The sequence below is a fragment of the Chryseobacterium sp. BGA-UO-ETr-SB22 genome, assembly GCF_059567885.1.
This window is the reverse complement of the sequence record NZ_JCAQOV010000004.1, coordinates 317,089-337,375: the sequence shown is the minus strand read 5'-3', so window position 1 is coordinate 337,375 and position 20,287 is coordinate 317,089. Positions and strand designations below refer to the sequence as shown.

15 protein-coding genes are annotated in these 20,287 nt (G+C 38.3%); 9 read left to right on the top strand and 6 right to left on the bottom strand.

Annotated features, from left to right (window positions below; all coding sequences use genetic code 11):
• Positions 1–32: 32 nt before the first annotated feature.
• Positions 33–464 carry a cupin domain-containing protein gene (locus AC57AW_RS05255; RefSeq protein WP_496351068.1) on the top strand — a complete coding sequence of 144 codons (432 nt, stop codon included), beginning with the start codon at positions 33–35 and terminating at the stop codon, positions 462–464.
• Between the two features lie 73 nt (positions 465–537).
• Here the strand turns inward: AC57AW_RS05255 and fabF are convergent, their stop codons facing one another.
• The 6 genes from fabF to AC57AW_RS05225 form a co-directional block, all read right to left on the bottom strand.
• Positions 538–1,779 (bottom strand): beta-ketoacyl-ACP synthase II, encoded by a 1,242-nt coding sequence (gene fabF, locus AC57AW_RS05250; protein WP_496351067.1) that lies wholly within the window; start codon positions 1,777–1,779, stop codon positions 538–540.
• 2 nt (positions 1,780–1,781) lie between these two features.
• On the bottom strand, positions 1,782–2,207 hold the full coding sequence (locus AC57AW_RS05245) for a PaaI family thioesterase (RefSeq protein WP_318847425.1): 426 nt from the start codon (positions 2,205–2,207) through the stop codon (positions 1,782–1,784).
• Positions 2,208–2,218: 11 nt separating this feature from the next.
• Positions 2,219–3,487 (bottom strand): acetyl-CoA C-acetyltransferase, encoded by a 1,269-nt coding sequence (locus AC57AW_RS05240; RefSeq protein WP_496351066.1) that lies wholly within the window; start codon positions 3,485–3,487, stop codon positions 2,219–2,221.
• A 10-nt stretch (positions 3,488–3,497) separates the two neighbouring features.
• Complete coding sequence (locus tag AC57AW_RS05235; protein ID WP_496351065.1) at positions 3,498–4,103, bottom strand: TetR/AcrR family transcriptional regulator; 606 nt, start codon at positions 4,101–4,103, stop codon at positions 3,498–3,500.
• Positions 4,104–4,279: 176 nt separating this feature from the next.
• Entirely contained in the window at positions 4,280–4,699 is a 420-nt protein-coding gene (locus AC57AW_RS05230; RefSeq protein WP_318847422.1) for an OsmC family protein, read from the bottom strand.
• A gap of 87 nt (positions 4,700–4,786) precedes the next feature.
• Positions 4,787–5,653 carry a helix-turn-helix domain-containing protein gene (locus AC57AW_RS05225; protein ID WP_496351064.1) on the bottom strand — a complete coding sequence of 289 codons (867 nt, stop codon included), beginning with the start codon at positions 5,651–5,653 and terminating at the stop codon, positions 4,787–4,789.
• A gap of 197 nt (positions 5,654–5,850) precedes the next feature.
• Between AC57AW_RS05225 and AC57AW_RS05220 the strand changes: the two genes are divergently transcribed.
• From AC57AW_RS05220 to AC57AW_RS05185, 8 genes are all read left to right on the top strand, one after another.
• A complete protein-coding gene (locus AC57AW_RS05220; RefSeq protein ID WP_047376302.1) occupies positions 5,851–6,729 on the top strand; it encodes an AraC family transcriptional regulator in 879 nt (292 codons plus the stop codon).
• A gap of 386 nt (positions 6,730–7,115) precedes the next feature.
• Positions 7,116–10,076, top strand: coding sequence for a SusC/RagA family TonB-linked outer membrane protein (locus AC57AW_RS05215; protein ID WP_496351063.1), 2,961 nt, complete (start codon positions 7,116–7,118; stop codon positions 10,074–10,076).
• A 17-nt stretch (positions 10,077–10,093) separates the two neighbouring features.
• On the top strand, positions 10,094–11,719 hold the full coding sequence (locus tag AC57AW_RS05210) for a SusD/RagB family nutrient-binding outer membrane lipoprotein (RefSeq protein ID WP_496351062.1): 1,626 nt from the start codon (positions 10,094–10,096) through the stop codon (positions 11,717–11,719).
• A gap of 164 nt (positions 11,720–11,883) precedes the next feature.
• On the top strand, positions 11,884–13,182 hold the full coding sequence (locus tag AC57AW_RS05205; protein WP_318847418.1) for an MFS transporter: 1,299 nt from the start codon (positions 11,884–11,886) through the stop codon (positions 13,180–13,182).
• Between the two features lie 34 nt (positions 13,183–13,216).
• The gene (locus AC57AW_RS05200) at positions 13,217–14,188 is read left to right on the top strand and encodes a glycoside hydrolase family 130 protein (protein WP_496351061.1); all 972 of its coding nucleotides are present in this window, start codon (positions 13,217–13,219) and stop codon (positions 14,186–14,188) included.
• Between the two features lie 129 nt (positions 14,189–14,317).
• Complete coding sequence (locus AC57AW_RS05195) at positions 14,318–16,549, top strand: GH92 family glycosyl hydrolase (protein WP_496351060.1); 2,232 nt, start codon at positions 14,318–14,320, stop codon at positions 16,547–16,549.
• A 32-nt stretch (positions 16,550–16,581) separates the two neighbouring features.
• On the top strand, positions 16,582–18,009 hold the full coding sequence (locus tag AC57AW_RS05190; RefSeq protein ID WP_496351059.1) for a glycoside hydrolase family 125 protein: 1,428 nt from the start codon (positions 16,582–16,584) through the stop codon (positions 18,007–18,009).
• Positions 18,010–18,119: 110 nt separating this feature from the next.
• Positions 18,120–20,273, top strand: coding sequence for an endo-beta-N-acetylglucosaminidase H (locus AC57AW_RS05185; RefSeq protein ID WP_496351058.1), 2,154 nt, complete (start codon positions 18,120–18,122; stop codon positions 20,271–20,273).
• The last annotated feature ends 14 nt before the right edge of the window (positions 20,274–20,287 follow it).

Genomic DNA, 20,287 nt, shown 5'->3' with positions numbered 1-20,287 from the left:
ATATAACCCTTTTAGCATTAAAGTATCATAGAATGATGAATGGACAAGATGAAAACCACGAAAATATAAGTGTAGCTCTGCAAACCTCTATCAGATTCATTCCAGCCATAAGACTGATTAATAATCCTGATGGCTCATGTACTTTTGAGAAAGGTAAAATGCCCACTCTTAAACCTATCAATGCAACGGTTTTCTGGATGAGTAATGAAACGGAAGAATGGGAAAAAAACGCACATCCGGCTCCCAGAAGACAATATGTTATTACGATCAAAGGGAATATAAGGTTTAAAGTAACAGATGGTACTACATTTATAATTAAACCGGGAGTTATCCTTTTAGCTGAAGATCTTAAAGGTGCCGGACACAGTTGGGATATAGTGAAAGATAAAGAGTGGGAGAGACTTTATATCCCGATTTCAGAAAACGAAAGTGATTTTTTCATTCCTGATGCTGATTGTATGTAATAGTTAGAGATAAAATAAAAAATCCCTGTATGACTTTCATGCAGGGGTTTTTTTAATTATTTTTTAATTCTGATTAGCTGAATTTTTTGAAAACCAGAGTCGCATTATGTCCTCCGAATCCAAAAGCATTGCTTAAAGCATAAGTAATCTCTTTTTCCTTTGCTTCTCCAAAAACAATATTGATATCTTGTGGAATGTTTTCATCAATACTGTTAAGGTTGATTGTTGGCGGAATAATTCCGTTTTGAATCGCTTTAATAGAAAGAATCGCTTCCACCGCACCGGCAGCACCCAATAAATGACCTGTCATAGATTTTGTAGCACTGATGTCAAGGTTTTTACTTCCTTTAAATAATTTATTAATTCCGTTCAACTCAACCAGATCTCCAAGAGGAGTAGAGGTGGCATGAGGATTAATATAATTAATATCATCTGTGTTGATTCCTGCTTCATTAAGCGCTAGCTGCATGGCTTTGATAGCTCCCACACCATCCGGATGAGGTGCTGTCATGTGATAAGCATCTGCTGTCATGGCTGCTCCTACTAATTCTGCATATATTTTTGCGCCTCTTGCTTTAGCGTGTTCATATTCTTCAAGAATCAATGTTCCAGAACCTTCACCCATTACAAAACCATCTCTGTCTGCATCGTAAGGACGGCTGGCTGTCGCGAAATCATCATTTCTTGTAGACATTGCCTTCATAATGGAAAATCCACCGATAGAAGCTGGAGAAATAGCCGCTTCGGAACCACCGCTCACGATCACTTTCGCTTTTCCAAGACGGATATAGTTGAAGGCATCCATCAATGCCGTATTTCCGGTTGCACATGCTGAAACAGTGGTATAGTTAATTCCCTGAAGACCATATTTCATAGAAATCATTCCCGAAGCCATATTGGCAATAAATTTCGGTACAAAGAAAGGATTGAATCTTGGCGTTCCGTCACTAGCAGCAAAATTCATCACTTCACTTTCGAAAGTCCACATTCCGCCTTGTCCCGTTCCCCAGATGACACCAATATCAAACGGGTCCATATTTTCCAGTTCAAGTCCGGAATCTTTAAGAGCTTCCGCAGTAGAATACATTGCATATTGTGAAAATAAATCACTTCTTTTGATTTCGTTGTGTGTTAAATGGAGTTTTGGATCAAAATTTTTAACCTCACAAGCGAAATGTACTTTAAATTTTTCCGTATCGAAATGGGTGATTGTATTAGCTCCACTCACTCCATTGATACTGTTTTGCCAAAATTCTTCGACATTATTTCCCAAAGGCGTCACAGCGCCAAGACCTGTAATGACAACTCTCTTCATACTTAGTTATTGATTTTGAATAAATTCGAGGTTCCTCTTGCGATTAATCGTGTTTTGTCTGCATTCCATATTTCGCATTGTGCGTTTACGAATTGCTTACCTCTTTTAATGATTTTAGTTTCAGCTACAATATTATCATTTTCTTTTGCAGTTGAAAAATAATCGATGACATTATTTATAGTAGTGATGAAAGAATTTTCATTTAAAGAAAACATGGTGGCCCCAATAATATCATCTACAATAGCTGCTGTAACCCCGCCATGAAGATTCCCTATAGGATTCAGCCACTCCGGTCTTACCGTATATTGAAAGGTCAATTGTCCTTCTTCAACAGAAAGAACAATAGGATTGAGCCATTTCATAAAAGGAGATGGTGACTGATCAAATTCTTTTCCGATGAATTGTTTTAATTGTGCTAATCTGTCCATACTTTCAATTTTTATTTCTCTAAAATCATAGTTACGCCCTGCCCACGCGCTGCACAAATGGATATAAAACCTTTTCCACTGCCTTTTTCGTGAAGTAATTTTGCCAGCGTTGCGATAATTCTTCCTCCTGTTGCGGCAAAGGGATGAGCTGCTGCAAGGCTTCCGCCTTTTACATTCAACTTATTTCTATCGATTTTTCCAAGAGCTTTCTCCAGTCCGAACTTTTTGGCAAGCTCATCATTTTCCCAGATTTTTATGGTGGCTAAAACCTGTGCGGCAAATGCTTCATGAATTTCATAATAGTCGAAATCTGATAGATTCATACCTGCTTTTTTCAGCATTCTTTCTGCAGCAAAAACTGGTGCAAGAAGTAGATCCTGTTTATTTTCAACATATTCTATCCCTGCCAGTTCCGAAAAACTGATATATGCTAAAACAGGAAGATTATTGGCTTTTGCCCATTCTTCACTGGCCAGTAAAACTGCTGAAGCTCCATCGGTAAATGGAGTCGAGTTTCCGGCTGTTAAAGTTCCGTTCTGCTTATCAAAAGCGGGTCTTAGCTGGGATAATTTTTCAATACTGCTGTCACGTCGAAGGTTATTATCTTTATCTAAGCCAAAAGCCGGAGTGATCATATCATTAAAAAATCCTTCATCATAAGCTTTTGCCATATTCTGATGACTTTTTAAAGCCAGTTCGTCCTGTTCTTTTCTTGGAATATTGTAATATTTCGCTGTAATTTCTGTGTGTTCTCCCATTACCAGACCTGTTTTGGGCTCCTGTCCTTTGTATGGAATAGGCATCCAGTCTTTTAATTTCGGGCTTAGCAGTTGTTTTAATTTTCCAAATGCTGATTTTTCTTTATTTGCTTTTAATAAAGCTTTTCTTAATCTGGGTGAAGATTCAAACGGGATATTGCTCATGGCTTCCACTCCGCATGCAATACCGCAGTCTATCTGCCCTAAAGCAATTTTATTTCCTATGTAAATAGCAGCTTCAATTCCTGTATCACATGCCTGCTGAAGATCACAAGCAGGTGTAGCAGGATCAAGACTGGTATTCATTACAGTTTCTCTGATGAGGTTACTTTCAGAAATGTGCTTTATAACAGCACCTCCGGCAACTTCTCCGAGTCTTTTTCCTTTGAGGTGATAACGGTCTATCAGTCCGTTCAGAGAAGCGAGCAGCAAATCCTGGTTTCCCTGCTCTGAATAAGCGGTATTCATTCTGGCAAAAGGAATTCTGTTGTATCCTACAATAGCCACTTTTTTTGTTTCCATATCGTATAATTTATGATGGAAGAATATTGAGTTCATGATCAATCATGTGAGCGATTCTGTCTAAAGAATGGTTTAGAAAACTTTGATCACCCATGGTTTTTGAAAGCAGGATTCCGCCTTCAATAAGCATAATAAATAAGGAGGCATACTGTTGTGCATTGATTCTTTTATCAATTTCACCCTTCTTTTGCCCCTCAAGAATGGCAGTTGCTACTTTTGACATCCATTGTTCGAATGACACTTTAACCTGGGTTTTTAGAGCCGGGAAAGAATCATCTGCTTCTGTTGCCGCATTCATTAACGGGCATCCACCGTTGGAAAATACTGCCTTCCAGTTTTTTCTATAAAAATCTACAAAAGCATGGAGCTTATCCAGCGAGTTAGGATATTCTTCACCAAAAGAACGGCCGAGGGTTCTGCTCAGCAATCCGGCATTGTATTTATACACCTCAATGGCTACTTCATCTTTATTTTCAAAATTTCCATAGATGCTTCCTTTCGTCAGTCCGGTAACCTGGGTAATATCGGACAGAGACGTAGAAATATACCCTTTTGTATTAAAAAGAGTTGCTGTTTTCTCGATGATATGCTGTTTTGTTTTCTCTGCCTTCGACATTTATGTTTGTTTTATATGCAAATATACAAAAATATACCACTTGGTATATTTGTTCCGAAAAGTTTACCTGAGAAAATGTTTTGGTCTTTAAGCTTTGGCTAAAGCCAATAGAATTACTTTTAAAATAGAAAACGGGCTAAAGCCCGTTCCTATTGATTTTGAATAAATACTTATGATTAATTCTCTAAAGTAGCAGTCAATGTAATTTCAAAGTTGAATGCTGCACTTACCGGACATCCTTCTTCAGCAATCTTAGCAAACTTCTGGAATTCTTCTTCTGAGATTCCCGGAACTTTAGCGGTTAAAGTCAGCTCAGATTTTGTAATCTTTCCGATATTTGGATCTAAAGTGATTACAGAAGTAGTTTTTAACTCTTCAGGATTGTATCCTGCCTGTGAAAGCTCTGCATCCAGTTTCATAGTGAAACATCCTGCGTGGGCTGCTGCCAGTAATTCTTCAGGATTGGTACCTACACCATCCGCAAAACGGCTGTTGAAAGAATATTGAGTCTGGTTTAAAGTTGTACTTTGAGTAGTTAAGTGCCCTTTTCCTTCTTTGATAGTACCGTTCCAAACGGCTGTTGCGTTACGTCTCATAATGTTTGTTTTTTGTATTTAATGTTGTTTGATTTTGATGTTACAAAGGTATGTCTGTAGGTAGTCCTTTTCAATAGATAAAAAGACTTAAGTATTGTACTTTTTTCCCGAGGAGTAATTTTTTTTGAAATTTGCTGGTGTGCTTCCTGTTTTATTTGTGAAAAGACGGTTAAAGTAAGCCGGATCTTCATAGCCAAGGTCGTAAGCAATTTCTTTTACAGGTTTATCCGTATAGAATAGCAGTCTTTTTGCTTCTAGTAAGATTCTGTTGATGATGAACTGATTCGGGGAATCCAGATTTAAATTTTTAAACTTATGCGTTAAGGTTTTTGGAGCCAGGTGAAGGAGGTCTGCATAATCTGCTACATGATGTTTTTCTCTGAAATGAATTTCCAGATGTCTGCTGAAGTCTCTGAAAACATCAAGTTCACTGCCTGGTATTCTAAGCGTGTCATGATCTAAATTCTGTTTTTTCCATTTTCGGGTGGCGCGGATGATGATCTGTTTTACATAGGTCCTGATCATTTCCTCAGCAGAAGAATCTTTCCACTCAAGCTCATCGTGAATATTCTGAAACAGACCTTTTATAAGAGTGGTTTCGGAAGGGTCAAGCTCTACGAAAGGAATTTCAAATACATTATGGAAAAGAAGCCCGTCACAAGCCACTTCTTTATCATGAATCTGAATGCAATAGAAATCACGGTTGTAGAAAAGAAGGATAGATTCATCTTTTCCTTTTTGAATGTTCAGATGCTGGTTGGTGAGAAAAAAAAGAGAGGGTTTCTTTGTCTTATAATGGTTAAAGTCTACCGTAAGTTCATATCCTGAAGGAATAAAAAAAACTTTGATATCAGTTCTGAATTGGTTTCCATTAAAATTCTCCAGATTATCTTCTGAAAATATTTCCAGTCCGAGTCTTTTATAGTGATCTTCAAAAATAAGCTGTTGCGGCATCCTTTAACTTTAGTTTAAAGATACAAAAAAGCATGATTTGAACTGTATTAAATTATTGAAACTCCAATTTCTGATGTCAGGCATATAGAATTGGAATAAAATAAATCGGAAATATGTTTTTACATTGATATTATTTTATCATTTTTACAAAGATTTGTATTACGATCTATATTAACCCTTTTTTCAAAACTGCCTGCATGAGCGAATTAGAAAATATTCTGAGAGAAATAACTCCACTATCTCCTGAGGACAGTTTTCTTGTGTTTGACAGGATCAAAGCGTCATTCGACTTTCCGTATCATTACCATCCGGAAATTGAAATCAACTTTATCTACAAAGGGAAGGGATACCGCAGAATGGTTGGAGATCACACCGGAGAAATAGGAAATATAGAATTGGTTCTGGTAGGGCCCAATTTACCGCATTGCTGGGCCAATTACAGATGCAAAAACAGAAAAACCCACGAGATCACGATACAATTTAACCAGGATTTCTTTCAACAGTCACTGATGGAGAAGAATATTCTGAAACCCATCAACAATCTGATGAAAGACTCCATCAGAGGAATTCTTTTTTCTTCAGAAACAGCTGAAAAACTAAAAGATTCGTTTCTCAACCTCTCAAAGATGAATAGCTTTGAATCTTTTATAGAGATAATGAAAATACTGAATGAGCTGGCGGTTGCAGAAAATAAAACGCTTTTGTCATCATACAGCATTGAGCTTGAAACCTTTGCTGATAATGATAAAATGAAGGTCGTTCATGATTTTGTACATAAGAATTTTGAAAATAAAATAACCCTGGACAAAGTAGCCTCATTGGTGAATATGAGCAATGTAACGTTCAACAGGTTTATTAAAAAAAGAACAGGAAAAACCTTTATCAATTATCTGAATGAAATAAGAATCAGCTATGCTGCACGCTGGCTGATGGAAAAAAATCTTACTGTATTTGAAATCGCTTTTGAAGCAGGGTTTAATAATATTGCCAACTTCAACAAGGTATTTAAGTCAATTAAAAAGACAACTCCTACTGAATTTAAAGAACAATTTAAGGGAGTGAAAAAAATTGAGTAATACGCTTTTGAAATTCACTTTTTCTACATAATCAGCTCAGAATTACAATAAAATCCGGATATAGATATTCGGATAATTTTTGCTGAAAACAACGATAAATCCCCTTTTTTTGATTGATTTCAATGTGGTGTATTTTGTTGATATGTAATGGTTTAATGGCTTTTAAATAAAATTGCTGAAAAAATAATATCGTTTTATGATAAAATAGTATTATATCAGACTGGCTACAAAATTTAGATTTGTGAATGTGAATTAAATCTTAACAAAACTTTAAATAATTTAATACATAAACGGTAAAATTTTGCTAAAAAAACAATAGTTTTTTTTGTATTGAAAAATAAAGCAATGTAATTGATTCTCAATTAAATCTAACGAATCTAAACCTTATGAGAAAAGCAGTTATACCTGTTCTGTTCGTTTTTTCACTTTCTGCGAATGCACAGGAGAAAAAATCGGCCGACACTACGAAGACAAACAGTATTGAGGAGGTCGTAGTCACCTCTTTGGGGATAAAAAGGCAGGCCCGCTCTTTAACGTATTCCAGTCAGCAGATTGGTGGAGATGAGCTTACCGAAGTGAAAACTCCCAATCTATTAAACTCGATCAATGGAAAAGTTTCCAACGTACAGATCAACAGAACCAATGGTGTAGGAAGCTCCGTAAGGGTGATTATGAGAGGTAATAAGTCTGTAAACAATGCACAACCATTATACGTAATTGATGGAATTCCAATTATCAACGGAACAGGAAAATCAGCGGATATTGGACAGTATTCCAATATGCCGGATCCGGGAGATGTGTTGAGCTCCATCAATCCTGATGATATCGAAAGCATGAACTTCCTGAAAGGTGCATCTGCATCTGCATTGTACGGTTCAGCCGGAGGTAACGGGGCTATCCTGATTACGACTAAAAAAGGACGTGCAGGTAAAAGTTCAATTACTTACAGCTCAAGCCTTACAGTAGACAGAGCATACAGTCTTCCAAAGCTGCAGCACAGTTATTTATCTTATGATCCATCTGTAGCAGGGTCACAGCCTGGGCAGGCCGTAGACAGTTGGGGAGCAAAAGGGTCTTCTAAAGATTATCTTAAGGATTTTCTGCAAACAGGAACTACGTGGGTAAACAGTCTTTCATTTCAGTCAGGAAATGAAAGATCAACAAGCTATTTCTCTATCGGAAATACTACCAACAAAGGAGTGGTTCCGATGTCATATTTTGATCAGTACAATGTCTCTTTCAGAAATTCAAGTAAGTTTCTGGATGATAAATTAACATTAGATGCTAATTTTATTGCTTCTTTACAGGAAAGTAAAAACAGACAGACTCCGGGAGCATCTTTTTCTCCTTTGACGAGTTTATATTGGTTACCAAGAGGAGTAGATTTTGACCAATATGGTGGTGATAATTATTCTTACCTGGATAAAACAAGATTCTTGCCGGCTCAGAACTGGTGGGAAGTAAACCCAGATGGAAGTTTCAAAGGAAATCCGGTAACACAGAATCCTTACTGGATCTTAAATCGAAATCCGGTTACAGTAAGCAATAAAAATACATATGGAGCTCTTTCATTGTCTTACCAGATCAATCCTTGGTTAACAGCAAGAGTAAGAGGAAACTATAGCTGGAATATTTCAGATAGCCAACGTGATATTGCAGCCTTTTCAGCACCAAGTTTACTGGCTAATGGTACTAATGGCAGAATGCTTAAAAATACCTATGAAAATTCTTCTACTTATGGAGATGTTTTGTTAATTGGTAGTCCTAAAATAAGTGAGTCTATCTCTTTAGATTTTACAGTAGGAGGAAGCATCAATACAACAAGAAATAAAATAGGGCAGATTGATAATGCTTATCTGGCAAATCCTAACCTTTTCACTTTGAATAACCTTCAGTGGAATGTAAACAGATCGCCGGGAGATGGATATCATAATACCTATACAAACATGAAAAAACAGGTACAGTCTGTTTTTGCGAGTGCTTCCGTAGGATACAAAAATATGTTCTATGTAGATATGACCTTCAGAAATGACTGGGATTCTACTTTGGCCTTAACAGGAAGAACAGGCTTTGACTACGAATCTGTAGGTGCTAACGCTATTCTATCTTCTATCTTTAAACTTCCGGAAGTGATTAATTTCTGGAAAGTAAGAGGTTCTTATGCAACTGTAGGATTAGGATTGCCTACCAACATCACCAATGCAATGGTTGAATATAATAAGGGATATGTTTATGGAGTAGATGCAGGAACAATTGTATATCCTAAAAGTTCTTTTGCTACAGGTGCTGGTTTTGAAGCACTACTTCCAAAGCCGGAACTTAACAAAACTTTTGAAGCCGGAACTGAGTTAAGAATGTTGAATAATAAGTTAAGTTTTGATATTACTTATTACAATTCAAATACAAGTAACCAGTTGTTGGAAACTACAATTCCTTCCTATTTAGGAGGATTGGCTCCTGGATCATATTATATCAATGCTGGAAAAATCAGAAATACAGGTTTTGAATCTTCATTATCCTATAAAATTTTTGGTTCAGAAAAATTTGGATGGACAGCTACTTTGAATGCATCGGCAAATAAAAACAAGATTGTTGAATTGTTACCAACAAGCATCAATGTTTCTAAAGACCTTACTTTCTCACTGACAGGAGGTGGGGATTATACAAGATTGAAACTGGGAGGTTCTTTTGGAGATCTTTATGGAATCAAATTCAAAAGAGATGATCAGGGACGTGTTCTTGTGAATGAGAAAGGTGTTCCTTTAGCAGAAAGTGTTCCTTCTTATCTGGGGAACCCGAACCCGAAATTTATTATGGGATTCAATAACTCTTTTAATATTGGTAAACTGGGAATTTCTTTCCTTATCGATGGTAAATTCGGAGGGAAAGTATTGTCTCTTACCGAAAAAGCGAATGATCTTTATGGGGTAAGCCAGACGACTGCTGATGCAAGAGATGCCGGAGGTGTATCAATTCCAAATGCAGTGTATGCACCAGGAACTCCAAATGCAGGACAAGCTTATACAGGTTTGACTAATACAAAAGATTATTATAAGGCAGTCGGAACAACAGAAGGATTTGGAAAAGGAGTTGATGAAGCTTATCTGTACAGCGCTACAACAATACGTCTACGTCAGGCCTCTGTCTCTTATACATTTGATGTCAATTCAAAATATTTGAAAAATGCAACAGTAAGCTTAGTAGGAACCAATTTGTTTTTCTTCTATAAAAAAGCACCGTTTGATCCGGAGCAGGTATCAGGGAATACACCAGGTGGAGTGGGAGTAGACTCATTCGGTCTACCGGTTACCAGATCTATCGGATTATCATTAAAAGCTAATTTCTAACTTTTACAATTACGAAAATGAAAATCAATACTATTAAAACATTGGTATTTGGAGCTGCAGTACTATTTTCTGCATCAGGATGTACCAATGACTTTGACCAATATAATCAGGAAAAGCTGGGCGGACCTGAAAATTTTTATGCTGATTTTATTGCAGTAGTTAATCCCCTGAAATCTATACAGAGAGGGTTACAGGCAGATTATCAGCTGTATCCTAATCTTAGTGCGGATATGTACAGTGGGATGTTTAGTACAGCTACACCATTCAATGGGGGAGTAAATAATATGACCTATTCTATGATGGACGGTTGGAATAATAGAATTATTGCCAGACAACAGGATATTTTCAATTACTCTATCATCATTGATAATGCAGCTAAAGGTAACTACCCAGGAGTAGATTTTACCGGGACTCTTGCTGTGAAAAAAATTCTGAAAGTCATTACGGCAGCAAGAGTTTCAGATAATCATGGTCCTGTAGTATACAGCAAATATGAGAAACCGAACCCTAATGGAGTTACCGATTTTGATTCTCAGCAGGAAGCATATAATTATTTTATTGCTGACCTTACTTCTGCTATTACTGATTTACAGACTGTAATTGTTACTCCTGCAACAAAGAATGTAGAGGATAAAACATCATTGAAAAATGCGGATCTGGTCTACGGTGGAAATATGGCACAATGGGCAAAACTGGCTAATTCATTAAAGTTGAGACTTGCCATGAGAATGAGCTATGCAGATCCGGCAAAATCTAAACAATATGCAGAAGAGGCGCTGGCTTCAACAGCAGGATTGATCACTGATAATGCAGACAACGCTTTGATCAGTGTAGGACAATCAGAATTAAGCTTTATCATTTACTCATGGGGAGACTGTTTGATCGGGGCACCTTTGATGTCTTATATGAACGGATATAATGACCCAAGACTTTCTGCATATGCTATTCCTGCATCTGACCCAGGTTTACAAGGAAAATACATAGGAATACGTCAGGGAATTGATTTATTAAACGGTAAATCAACTTACGGTGGATTTTCACAGCCACAGGCAAAATCTGCCAATGGAGATTATTTTTCCGGTACTGACGGTAAAATGAAATTATTCACTGCAGCAGAAACCTGGTTCCTGAAAGCGGAAGCTGCTTTGAGAGGGTATGCCGGAGCAGGAGATATTCAAACCAATTATACTACAGGTGTTCAGCAGTCTTTTGGAGAATGGGGGAAAAGTGCTAATGTTGCTACTTATCTAGCTGATACAACTTCTACAGAAGCACCTTATCTTGATCCAAAAAATGCGGACAATAACGTACTTGCTGGAAACCCTCAGTTAAGTACCATTACTATTGCATGGAATAACGGGGATACCAACGAAAGAAAATTAGAAAGAATCATTACCCAAAAATGGCTTTCTCTTTATCCAAACGGACCGGAAGCATGGGCTGAGCAGAGAAGAACAGGGTATCCGGTTCTTTTCAAAGTAAGAAAAAATGATAGTGGCGGAGCAATCAGTACAGAAGCAATGATCAGAAGAATTCCTTTCACTATTGATACTAAAACTTCACTTTATAATTATCAGCAGGCTGCACAAATGCTTAACGGCCCTGATACCGGAGGCACTAAGCTATGGTGGGATAAGAAATAAAAAATATTCAGAATCACTCATTAATAAAGAGACATCTCAAAATCAGATTTTATCTGTTCATTCATTGAGGCAGGAGAGTAAATCTCTAAAAAAATTATAGTTTCGTTTTTAGCCTGAATGAACTTTTGAGATGTTCTCTTTTATTTAGAATCTTATTTTCAAATATGGGAAAAAACAACTCCGGAACCCGTCGGATTCAGCCAATTCTCTGGATTTCCACATTATACTTTGCAATGGGTGTTCCCTTTGTAACCATTAATGCGGTTTCAGGAATTATGTATAAAGATATGGGTGTTTCGGATTCGCAGATTACATTCTGGACAGCCCTTATTCTATTCTCCTGGACTTTAAAGCCTCTTTGGAGCCCATTCCTGGAGATCTATAAAACAAAAAAATTCTTTGTTGTTTTTACTCAGTTTGCCATAGGAATTCTGTTTGCATTATTGGCCTTAAGCCTGCCAATGCATGATTTTTTCAAATACAGTATCGCCCTTTTTGCAGTAATAGCATTTTGTGGAGCCACTCATGATGTGGTAGCAGACGGAACTTATATCGGTTTTCTTACCAATAAAGAGCAGGCGAAATATATCGGATGGCAGGGCGCTTTTTACAATCTGGCTAAGATTATCAGCAGTGGGGCATTGGTTTATTTTGCGGGCTTTTTAGAAAAGACAAAAGGAGTTACTCATGCCTGGATGATTATTATGGTGATCTACGCATTGCTGTTTTTTCTATTGGCTATTTATCACTATTTCATTCTGCCGAAAGAAAATAAAGAAGAACTGAAAAAAGAGAAAACAGCCGGAAATGTTCGTAAAGAACTGTTGGAAGTTATTACCTCTTTCTTCACCAAAAAGAAGATTTTATGGTGTATCCTGTTCATTATTTTGTATCGTTTTGCAGAAGGATTTGCGATCAAAATAGCCCCTTTATTTTTTAAAGCTCCAAGAACTTCAGGAGGATTGGGACTATCCACTTCGGATATCGGACTTATCTATGGAACATATGGTTCTGCAGCATTCATTTTAGGATCTGTACTGGCAGGATATTTTATCTCAGCCCGCGGACTGAAAAGATCTTTGATATGGCTATGCTGTGCATTCAATATCCCATTTGTGGTCTATGCATTATTGGCTCACTATCAGCCGGATACCCTTTTGCCAGTAGGAATTGCTGTGGTAGTGGAATATTTCGGTTACGGATTTGGTTTTGTAGGGTTAATGCTCTACATGATGCAGCAGATTGCACCCGGAAAACATAAAACTGCGCACTATGCATTTGCCACAGGCATTATGAACCTTGGAGTGATGATTCCCGGAATGTTCAGCGGGATGATCAGTGACTGGATCGGATACAAAATGTTCTTTATCTGGGTGCTGATTGCTACCATTCCTGCATTTTTAGTCACTTTATTCGTTCCTTTCCCTTATCCGGAAAATCAGAAAGAACAAGAAATCAATTAATAAACAATTTTAAATAAAAAGTAAAAAATACTTTATGACAGCTCAATCAGTAATGATCCCATGGCAGGATCGCCCGGAAGATTGCAATGATATCATGTGGAGGTTTTCCGAAAACCCGATCATTAACAGATATGCGATACCAACATCCAACAGTATATTCAACAGTGCGGTGATTCCTTTTGAAGATGGCTTCGCTGGAGTATTCCGTTGTGATAACAAAGCAGTGCAGATGAATATTTTTGCTGGTTTCAGTAAAGATGGAATCAGTTGGGACATCAATCATGACCCTATTGAAATGCAGGCAGGAAATACAGACATGATTGAATCCGATTACAAATACGATCCCCGTGTTACTTTTATAGAAGACCGTTACTGGATCACATGGTGCAACGGATACAATGGTCCTACCATTGGAATTGGATATACTTTTGATTTTAAAGAATTTTTCCAGTGTGAAAATGCTTTTCTTCCATTCAACAGAAACGGCGTTTTGTTCCCTGAAAAAATCAATGGTAAATATGCGATGTTGAGCCGTCCGAGTGATAACGGACATACTCCTTTCGGAGACATTTATATCAGCTATAGCCCTGATATGAAGTACTGGGGAGAACACCGCTGCGTGATGAAAGTAACGCCTTTCGAAGACAGTGCATGGCAGTGTACAAAGATCGGAGGCGGACCCGTTCCTATCAAAACAGAAGAAGGATGGCTGCTTTTCTATCATGGCGTGATCAATACCTGCAGAGGATTCAGATATTCAATGGGAGCGGCTTTGCTTGACCTTGAAGATCCTACAAAAGTATTGTACAGAACGAAGCCTTATCTGTTGGCTCCGGCAGAATTGTATGAACTGACAGGAGATGTGCCGAACGTGGTCTTCCCTTGTGCAGCATTGACGGAAGGAGATAAAGTAACAGTGTATTATGGTGCCGCTGATACCGTGGTTGCTATTGCCTTTGGATATATCTCAGAAATTATTGATTTTATGAAAAAGAATTCAATCTAATTAGTAATATAAAGTTTTTAGGAAAATAGGTTAATCATCTTAATTTTCCCTTTTTTTGGGAATTTTATAATGGTTTTCCTATTTTTAAACCAACTTTTAAACAAAAAAATCTCCGATACCTCTCTTATCATGAAAAAAGAACTGCTTATCTGCTTTTTTACAGCCCTGATTTCTGTAGCAAATGCCCAGCAAAATAAAAACGATGTCTTATCCTGGGTAGATCCTTTCATAGGAACAGGCGGTCACGGCCATACGTTTCCGGGGGCAACTACGCCATTCGGGATGATACAGCTAAGTCCGGATCAGAATACTAAAAGCGGCGACTGGGACTGGTGTTCAGGATACCACTACAGCAGTAAGACGATCATGGGATTCAGCCATAACCATCTTAGCGGAACAGGTTGGGCAGACCTTGGAGATATTCTGGTAATGCCAACTGTAGGACAAGTAAAAATGGTCCCGGGATCAGAAGATAAACCGGAAACAGGATACCGTTCAAAATTTACGCACGATAAAGAAGTAGCATCTCCGGGATATTATTCCGTAATGCTGGACAGCTATGGAATAAAAGCTGAACTTACCGCTTCTCCAAGAGTAGGATTTCATAAATACACTTTCCCGAAAAGTGATGAGTCTAATATCATTATAGATCCTACCAATAAAATCTTCGGAAATATCTACCATACTTTAGTGAGTGTGGAAGGCAATAATAAAATCAAAGGTTACTGTTACAGCAATGGCTGGGGAGGTAAACGATTTGCTTACTTCGTCATGGAGTTTTCCAAACCGTTTAAGTCTTACGGCGTATATGCTGACGGAAAAATCAAAAATGATGAAAAAATTGCCCTTGCCAAAGATGCTAAAGCATTCGTAAGATTCTCAACTGAAGACCAGGAAAGCATTGAAGTAAAAGTATCTTTATCTCCGGTGAGTACAGAAAACGCACAGGAAAATTTCGATACTGAAGCTAAAAATGTAGATTTTGCGAAAGCAAAAGAAACAGCCCAAAAGACTTGGAGAGATCTTATCGGAAGATTCCAGGTGACAGGAGGAACAGAAAGTCAGAGAAAAATTTTCTACACAGGGGTTTATCATACATTCATTGCCCCAAATCTTTACATGGATGTGAATGGAGATTATGTTGCCGCTCAGGAAAACATGAATACCAAATGGTTTACCAACTACAGTACCTATTCATACTGGGACGGGTTCAGAGCAACGCACCCGCTTTTGACCATTATGGATCAGAAACATACGAAAGAATTTGCTAACTCGTTGATCAGTAGATATACAGATCGTAAAGACCACATGCCAATCTGGGAATTGTGCGGATATGATAACTTCTGTATGTTGGGCTATCACAGTGCATCAGTAATCTGGGATGCCATTTCAAAAGGAGTTCCGGGTATTGATGAAGAAAAAGCATTTGCAGCAATGAAAGATGCTTCTTTAACAGATAAAATGAGCAGCAGCGACGGAGGCGGTGGTCTTAATGATTATATCAAGTTAGGCTACACCCCATCAGAAAACGGTGCTTCAGTTTCTGCAACATTAGAATATTCATATGATGACTGGTGTATCCAGCAACTTGCAGAAAAATTAGGGAAGAAAGAGGAAGCAGAAGTGTATAAAAAACGTTCTATGAACTTCCTGAATACCTTCAATAAAGAAAATAATCACTTCTGGCCAAGACAAAAAGACGGGAAATTCTTAGCGGATTTCAAGCTTAATGATTGGAAAAAACTCCAGCCACACTGGGTTTCCGGAAATATCTGGGCGTATGATTTCTTTGTTCCACATCAGATTGATGAAATGATGAATCTGTATGGCGGGAAAAAAGGATTTGAAGAAAAACTGGATAAAACCTTTACAGAAGCGCTGCATATGGAAGGAGAACAGCATGTTGATATCTCTGGATTTATTGGATCTCTGGGATTTGGTGATGAGCCGGGACATCATGTTCCATATCTGTACAACTATGCAGGAAGCCCTTACAAAACTCAGAAAATGGTAAAATTTATCCGTGACAATATGTACGCGGCGAAACCGGACGGAATTGTAAATAACGAAGACTGTGGTCAAATGTCCGCATGGTATATTTTCTCATCATTAGGATTCTATCCTGTGACACCGGGAAAACCTGTTTATGCCATTGGAGCACCACAATTCCCGAAAGCATCATTAAAATTAGAGAATGGAAAAACGTTCACGGTGATCGCAGACAAAATTTCTGATAAAAATATATATGTTCAGAAAATGTTCCTGAATGGAAAAGAATATAAAAGCTGGGAGCTGAATCACAGCGATATTATGAACGGTGGCGAACTGAGATTTGTAATGGGAAGCAAGCCGGTAAAATAAGACTCATAAAAATAAACGAAACAAAAGTATCAATGGAAAGGAGAAATTTTATTAAAACAAGTGCACTGGCAGGAGCCGGATTGCTGTTTACTCAGAATGTTTTTGCTAAAAATTTAGTGCTGGATGATTTTCCTGTTGTCCGTGTTCCTAAAGATAAAAGACATTTTACCAGCGAATCCGTAGAAAATGCTATCGCTGCTTTTAAAAAGAAAGTTAAAAACAAAGAACTCAGCTGGCTCTTTGAAAACAGCTTTCCGAATACATTAGATACTACTGTTTTCTATAGTGAAACCAACGGAACGCCGGATACTTACGTCATCACGGGAGATATTGATGCGATGTGGCTTCGTGACAGTTCTGCACAGGTATTTCCTTACCTGCAGTTCTCCAAAAAAGATGAAAAGCTGCACAAACTGATCTCAGGAGTAATCCACAAACAGACTACTTTTATTCTGAAAGATCCTTATGCGAACGCTTTCTATAACGATGACCAAAAGATCAGTAAATGGAAAGAATATGACCATACTGATATGAAACCGGGAACCCATGAAAGAAAATGGGAAATAGACTCACTTTGTTATCCTATCCGTCTGGCATACCACTTCTGGAAAACAACAGGAGACACAAAACCTTTCGATGTCAACTGGCTGAAAGGAATTAAACTTACTCTGCAGACTTTCACAGAACAGCAGAGAAAAAATGATCTGGGACCTTACAAATTCGAGCGCACAACAGCGTGGGCAACAGATGGAGTTCCTATGGGAGGATATGGCTATCCAACAAAACCTGTAGGCCTTATCAGTTCTATGTTCCGCCCAAGTGATGACGCTACCATCTATGGATTCCTGATTCCGTCTAACTTATTTGCAGTAGTAAGCTTACGTCAGGCTGCGGAAATGGTTTCTCAGATTAAAAACGAAAAAACGTTGGCTCAACAACTGAACAGCCTTGCTGATGAGGTAGAGGCAGCCATCAAAAAATACGGAATTTACAATCATCCTGAATTTGGAAAAATCTATGCTTTTGAGGTGAATGGCTTTGGGAGCTACAACCTGATGGATGATGCGAACTGTCCAAGTTTGTTAGGACTGCCTTATCTGGATGCGGTGAAAGCTGACGACCCTGTATATTTGAATACAAGAAAATTTGTGTGGTCAGAAAACAACCCATTCTTTTTCAAAGGTAAACTGGCAGAAGGGATAGGAGGTCCACATATCGGACTAGACATGATCTGGCCAATGAGTATCATTATGAAAGCACTCACTACGAATGACAAAAGTGAGATCAGATGGTGTATCGATACCCTACAGAAAACGCACGGCGGGACAGGCTTTATGCATGAATCCTTCCATAAAGACGATGCCAAAAAGTTCACCAGAGAATGGTTTGCATGGGCAAATACGCTATTCGGTGAATTGTTATGGAAAACCTTTAACGAAAACCCTGAGCTACTGACATAGCCCTCCTTTTTATATGGTTTATTCATCTGAGGTACTTTCCTGAAAAGAAGGTATCAGGGGAAAGCTATATAAAATTTCAGACACCAAAAACACCTTAAAAAGATTATACAATGAAAAAAAAATCCATCCTTACCGCACTGATGGCAGTGATGCTTCAGTCAGGTTCTCTGATTAACGCACAGCAGCTTAATCCTACAGGAATTTGCTATGTGGAAGTGAACAACAACAACCTCCTGAATGCAGGAGCGTATAAACTGCAGACATCGAACAGCTATCTGTTCAATGTGGTGAATATTTTTGCGGCTAATATTAATTATGATAGCAGCCGTGGAAGAGCTTATCTGTATTCCAATAACAATGTCACGAAAGTGCTTACTAATGCGGATACTTACATAAAGCCTCTTCAGCAGAAAGGAATGAAAGTAGTACTCACTATTTTAGGAAATCACCAGGGAGCGGGAATCTGTAATTTTCCTACCCGTGAAGCAGCCAAAGACTTTGCTCTACAGCTTGCCAATACAGTGAATACCTACGGTCTTGATGGAATTGATTTTGATGACGAATATTCAGAATATGGAAATAACGGAACAGGGCAGCCTAACGACAGCTCTTTTGTAATGCTTGTTCAGGAGCTTAGAGCATTGCTTCCAGGTAAAATCATTTCATTCTATTATTATGGTCCCGCTGCTTCAAGACTTTCCTGGAACGGAGCCAGAGTAGGAGATAATGTAAACTACAGCTGGAATGCAATGTATGGAACGTTTTCCGCTCCTAACGTACCTCCTCTTACCAAAGCACAAATCTCTCCCGCAGCCGTATGGATGGGAAATACTTCCAATTCTACGACAACCAGCCTGGCAACTCAGACTAAAAACGGTGGTTATGGAGTATTTATGTGGTATGATCTGCATGGAACCAATGAAACGTCACAACTTTCAGCAGGAACTCAAACATTATACGGAGAGCCAACTGTTTTAAGCGGTACTTTACAGTCATGGACACAAGGTACAAACTGTGATGCACCTATCGGACTGTATACGAGCAATCTTACCGGAACAAGTGCAAAACTCAACTGGTCAGCCGTAGGAACCAATACCTATGATATTGATTATAAACCAGCTTCTTCAACAACCTGGACGAATGCGGTATCAGCAACAAGTTCTACTTCTGTAACGGTTTCAGGTTTAACAGCCAACACTGAATACGACTGGAGAATCAGAACCAACTGTAGCGTGAAAAGTGCTTATATGTTTGCCCCAAGATTTACCAGTACCTCAGGAACAACACCTACAGGTTCTTATGCATTATCTCTGGATGGAAGTACTGAATCAGGAGCCGCCGGAAGTATGAACTTGAGCGGTTCTGCATTATCTTTTGAAGGCTGGATCAAACCTTCTTCCTTTAAATCCGCTTCTCCTTATATTTCTTCTATTATGGGAACGGAAATAAGCGACAGCAATTCTGCATTCTTACGATTGGGAGATGCCAGTCTTGCCAACAATAAACTTCAGTTTGTCGTAAGTATTAATAATGTACAGCAAAAACTGGCTTCTGCAACCGCTTTGAATGCCAATACCTGGTATCATGTTGCAGCAACCTATGACGGTGCCAATATGAAACTCTACATCAATGGTGTTCTGGATGCAACTAAAGCACAAACCGGAAATGTAAACTCATCCGGAGCGTTCAACGTAGGATATCTATACAATACTTCCCGAAATTTCAATGGTAAAATAGATGAGGTAAGAGTTTGGAAACGTGCATTGAGCCAGACGGAGATCAGTCAGAATATGTGTAATGTATCTGTTCCGGCTACATCATTGGCGGCTTATTGGAAGTTTAATGAAGGCAGTGGTTCTACTGTTCAGGATACATCAGGAAATGGTGTGACCTTAACATTGACAGGGGTTGATGCTTCTAATTGGGGAACAGATCTGCCATGTACAACAGGAAGTTCACTATTGGCAAGAAATGGCGCGAGTCAAAAGGCAGTAAGTGCAGGACAGACCAGCATTAAGAATCAAATAAAACTATATCCTAATCCGGTAAGCAAATCTTCACCACTTACAGTTTCTGTTCCGGATGAATACAGTAAAGGAAAATTGACAGTTTATGATTTTAATGGAAGAATCGTAGACACAAAATCACTGAACTCAGGAGATAATCAAATTGAATTGACAAGACTTTCAGCAGGAAGCTATATTGTTCAGTTTGAATCTCATGATGGAAGTTTAAAACAATCCGAAAAACTAATTGTAAAATAACAAATTTAGTCATT

What these genes read in the sequence shown, in the direction of transcription:
- AC57AW_RS05220 (WP_047376302.1), top strand. Translation starts at nt 5,851, where the DNA reads ATGAGCGAATTAGAAAATATTCTGAGAGAAATAACTCCACTATCTCCT.
- AC57AW_RS05205 (WP_318847418.1), top strand. Translation starts at nt 11,884, where the DNA reads ATGGGAAAAAACAACTCCGGAACCCGTCGGATTCAGCCAATTCTCTGG.
- AC57AW_RS05235 (WP_496351065.1), bottom strand. Translation starts at nt 4,103, where the DNA reads ATGTCGAAGGCAGAGAAAACAAAACAGCATATCATCGAGAAAACAGCA.
- AC57AW_RS05190 (WP_496351059.1), top strand. Translation starts at nt 16,582, where the DNA reads ATGGAAAGGAGAAATTTTATTAAAACAAGTGCACTGGCAGGAGCCGGA.
- AC57AW_RS05240 (WP_496351066.1), bottom strand. Translation starts at nt 3,487, where the DNA reads ATGGAAACAAAAAAAGTGGCTATTGTAGGATACAACAGAATTCCTTTT.
- AC57AW_RS05210 (WP_496351062.1), top strand. Translation starts at nt 10,094, where the DNA reads ATGAAAATCAATACTATTAAAACATTGGTATTTGGAGCTGCAGTACTA.
- AC57AW_RS05255 (WP_496351068.1), top strand. Translation starts at nt 33, where the DNA reads ATGATGAATGGACAAGATGAAAACCACGAAAATATAAGTGTAGCTCTG.
- AC57AW_RS05225 (WP_496351064.1), bottom strand. Translation starts at nt 5,653, where the DNA reads ATGCCGCAACAGCTTATTTTTGAAGATCACTATAAAAGACTCGGACTG.
- AC57AW_RS05245 (WP_318847425.1), bottom strand. Translation starts at nt 2,207, where the DNA reads ATGGACAGATTAGCACAATTAAAACAATTCATCGGAAAAGAATTTGAT.
- fabF (WP_496351067.1), bottom strand. Translation starts at nt 1,779, where the DNA reads ATGAAGAGAGTTGTCATTACAGGTCTTGGCGCTGTGACGCCTTTGGGA.
- AC57AW_RS05230 (WP_318847422.1), bottom strand. Translation starts at nt 4,699, where the DNA reads ATGAGACGTAACGCAACAGCCGTTTGGAACGGTACTATCAAAGAAGGA.
- AC57AW_RS05195 (WP_496351060.1), top strand. Translation starts at nt 14,318, where the DNA reads ATGAAAAAAGAACTGCTTATCTGCTTTTTTACAGCCCTGATTTCTGTA.
- AC57AW_RS05185 (WP_496351058.1), top strand. Translation starts at nt 18,120, where the DNA reads ATGAAAAAAAAATCCATCCTTACCGCACTGATGGCAGTGATGCTTCAG.
- AC57AW_RS05200 (WP_496351061.1), top strand. Translation starts at nt 13,217, where the DNA reads ATGACAGCTCAATCAGTAATGATCCCATGGCAGGATCGCCCGGAAGAT.
- AC57AW_RS05215 (WP_496351063.1), top strand. Translation starts at nt 7,116, where the DNA reads ATGAGAAAAGCAGTTATACCTGTTCTGTTCGTTTTTTCACTTTCTGCG.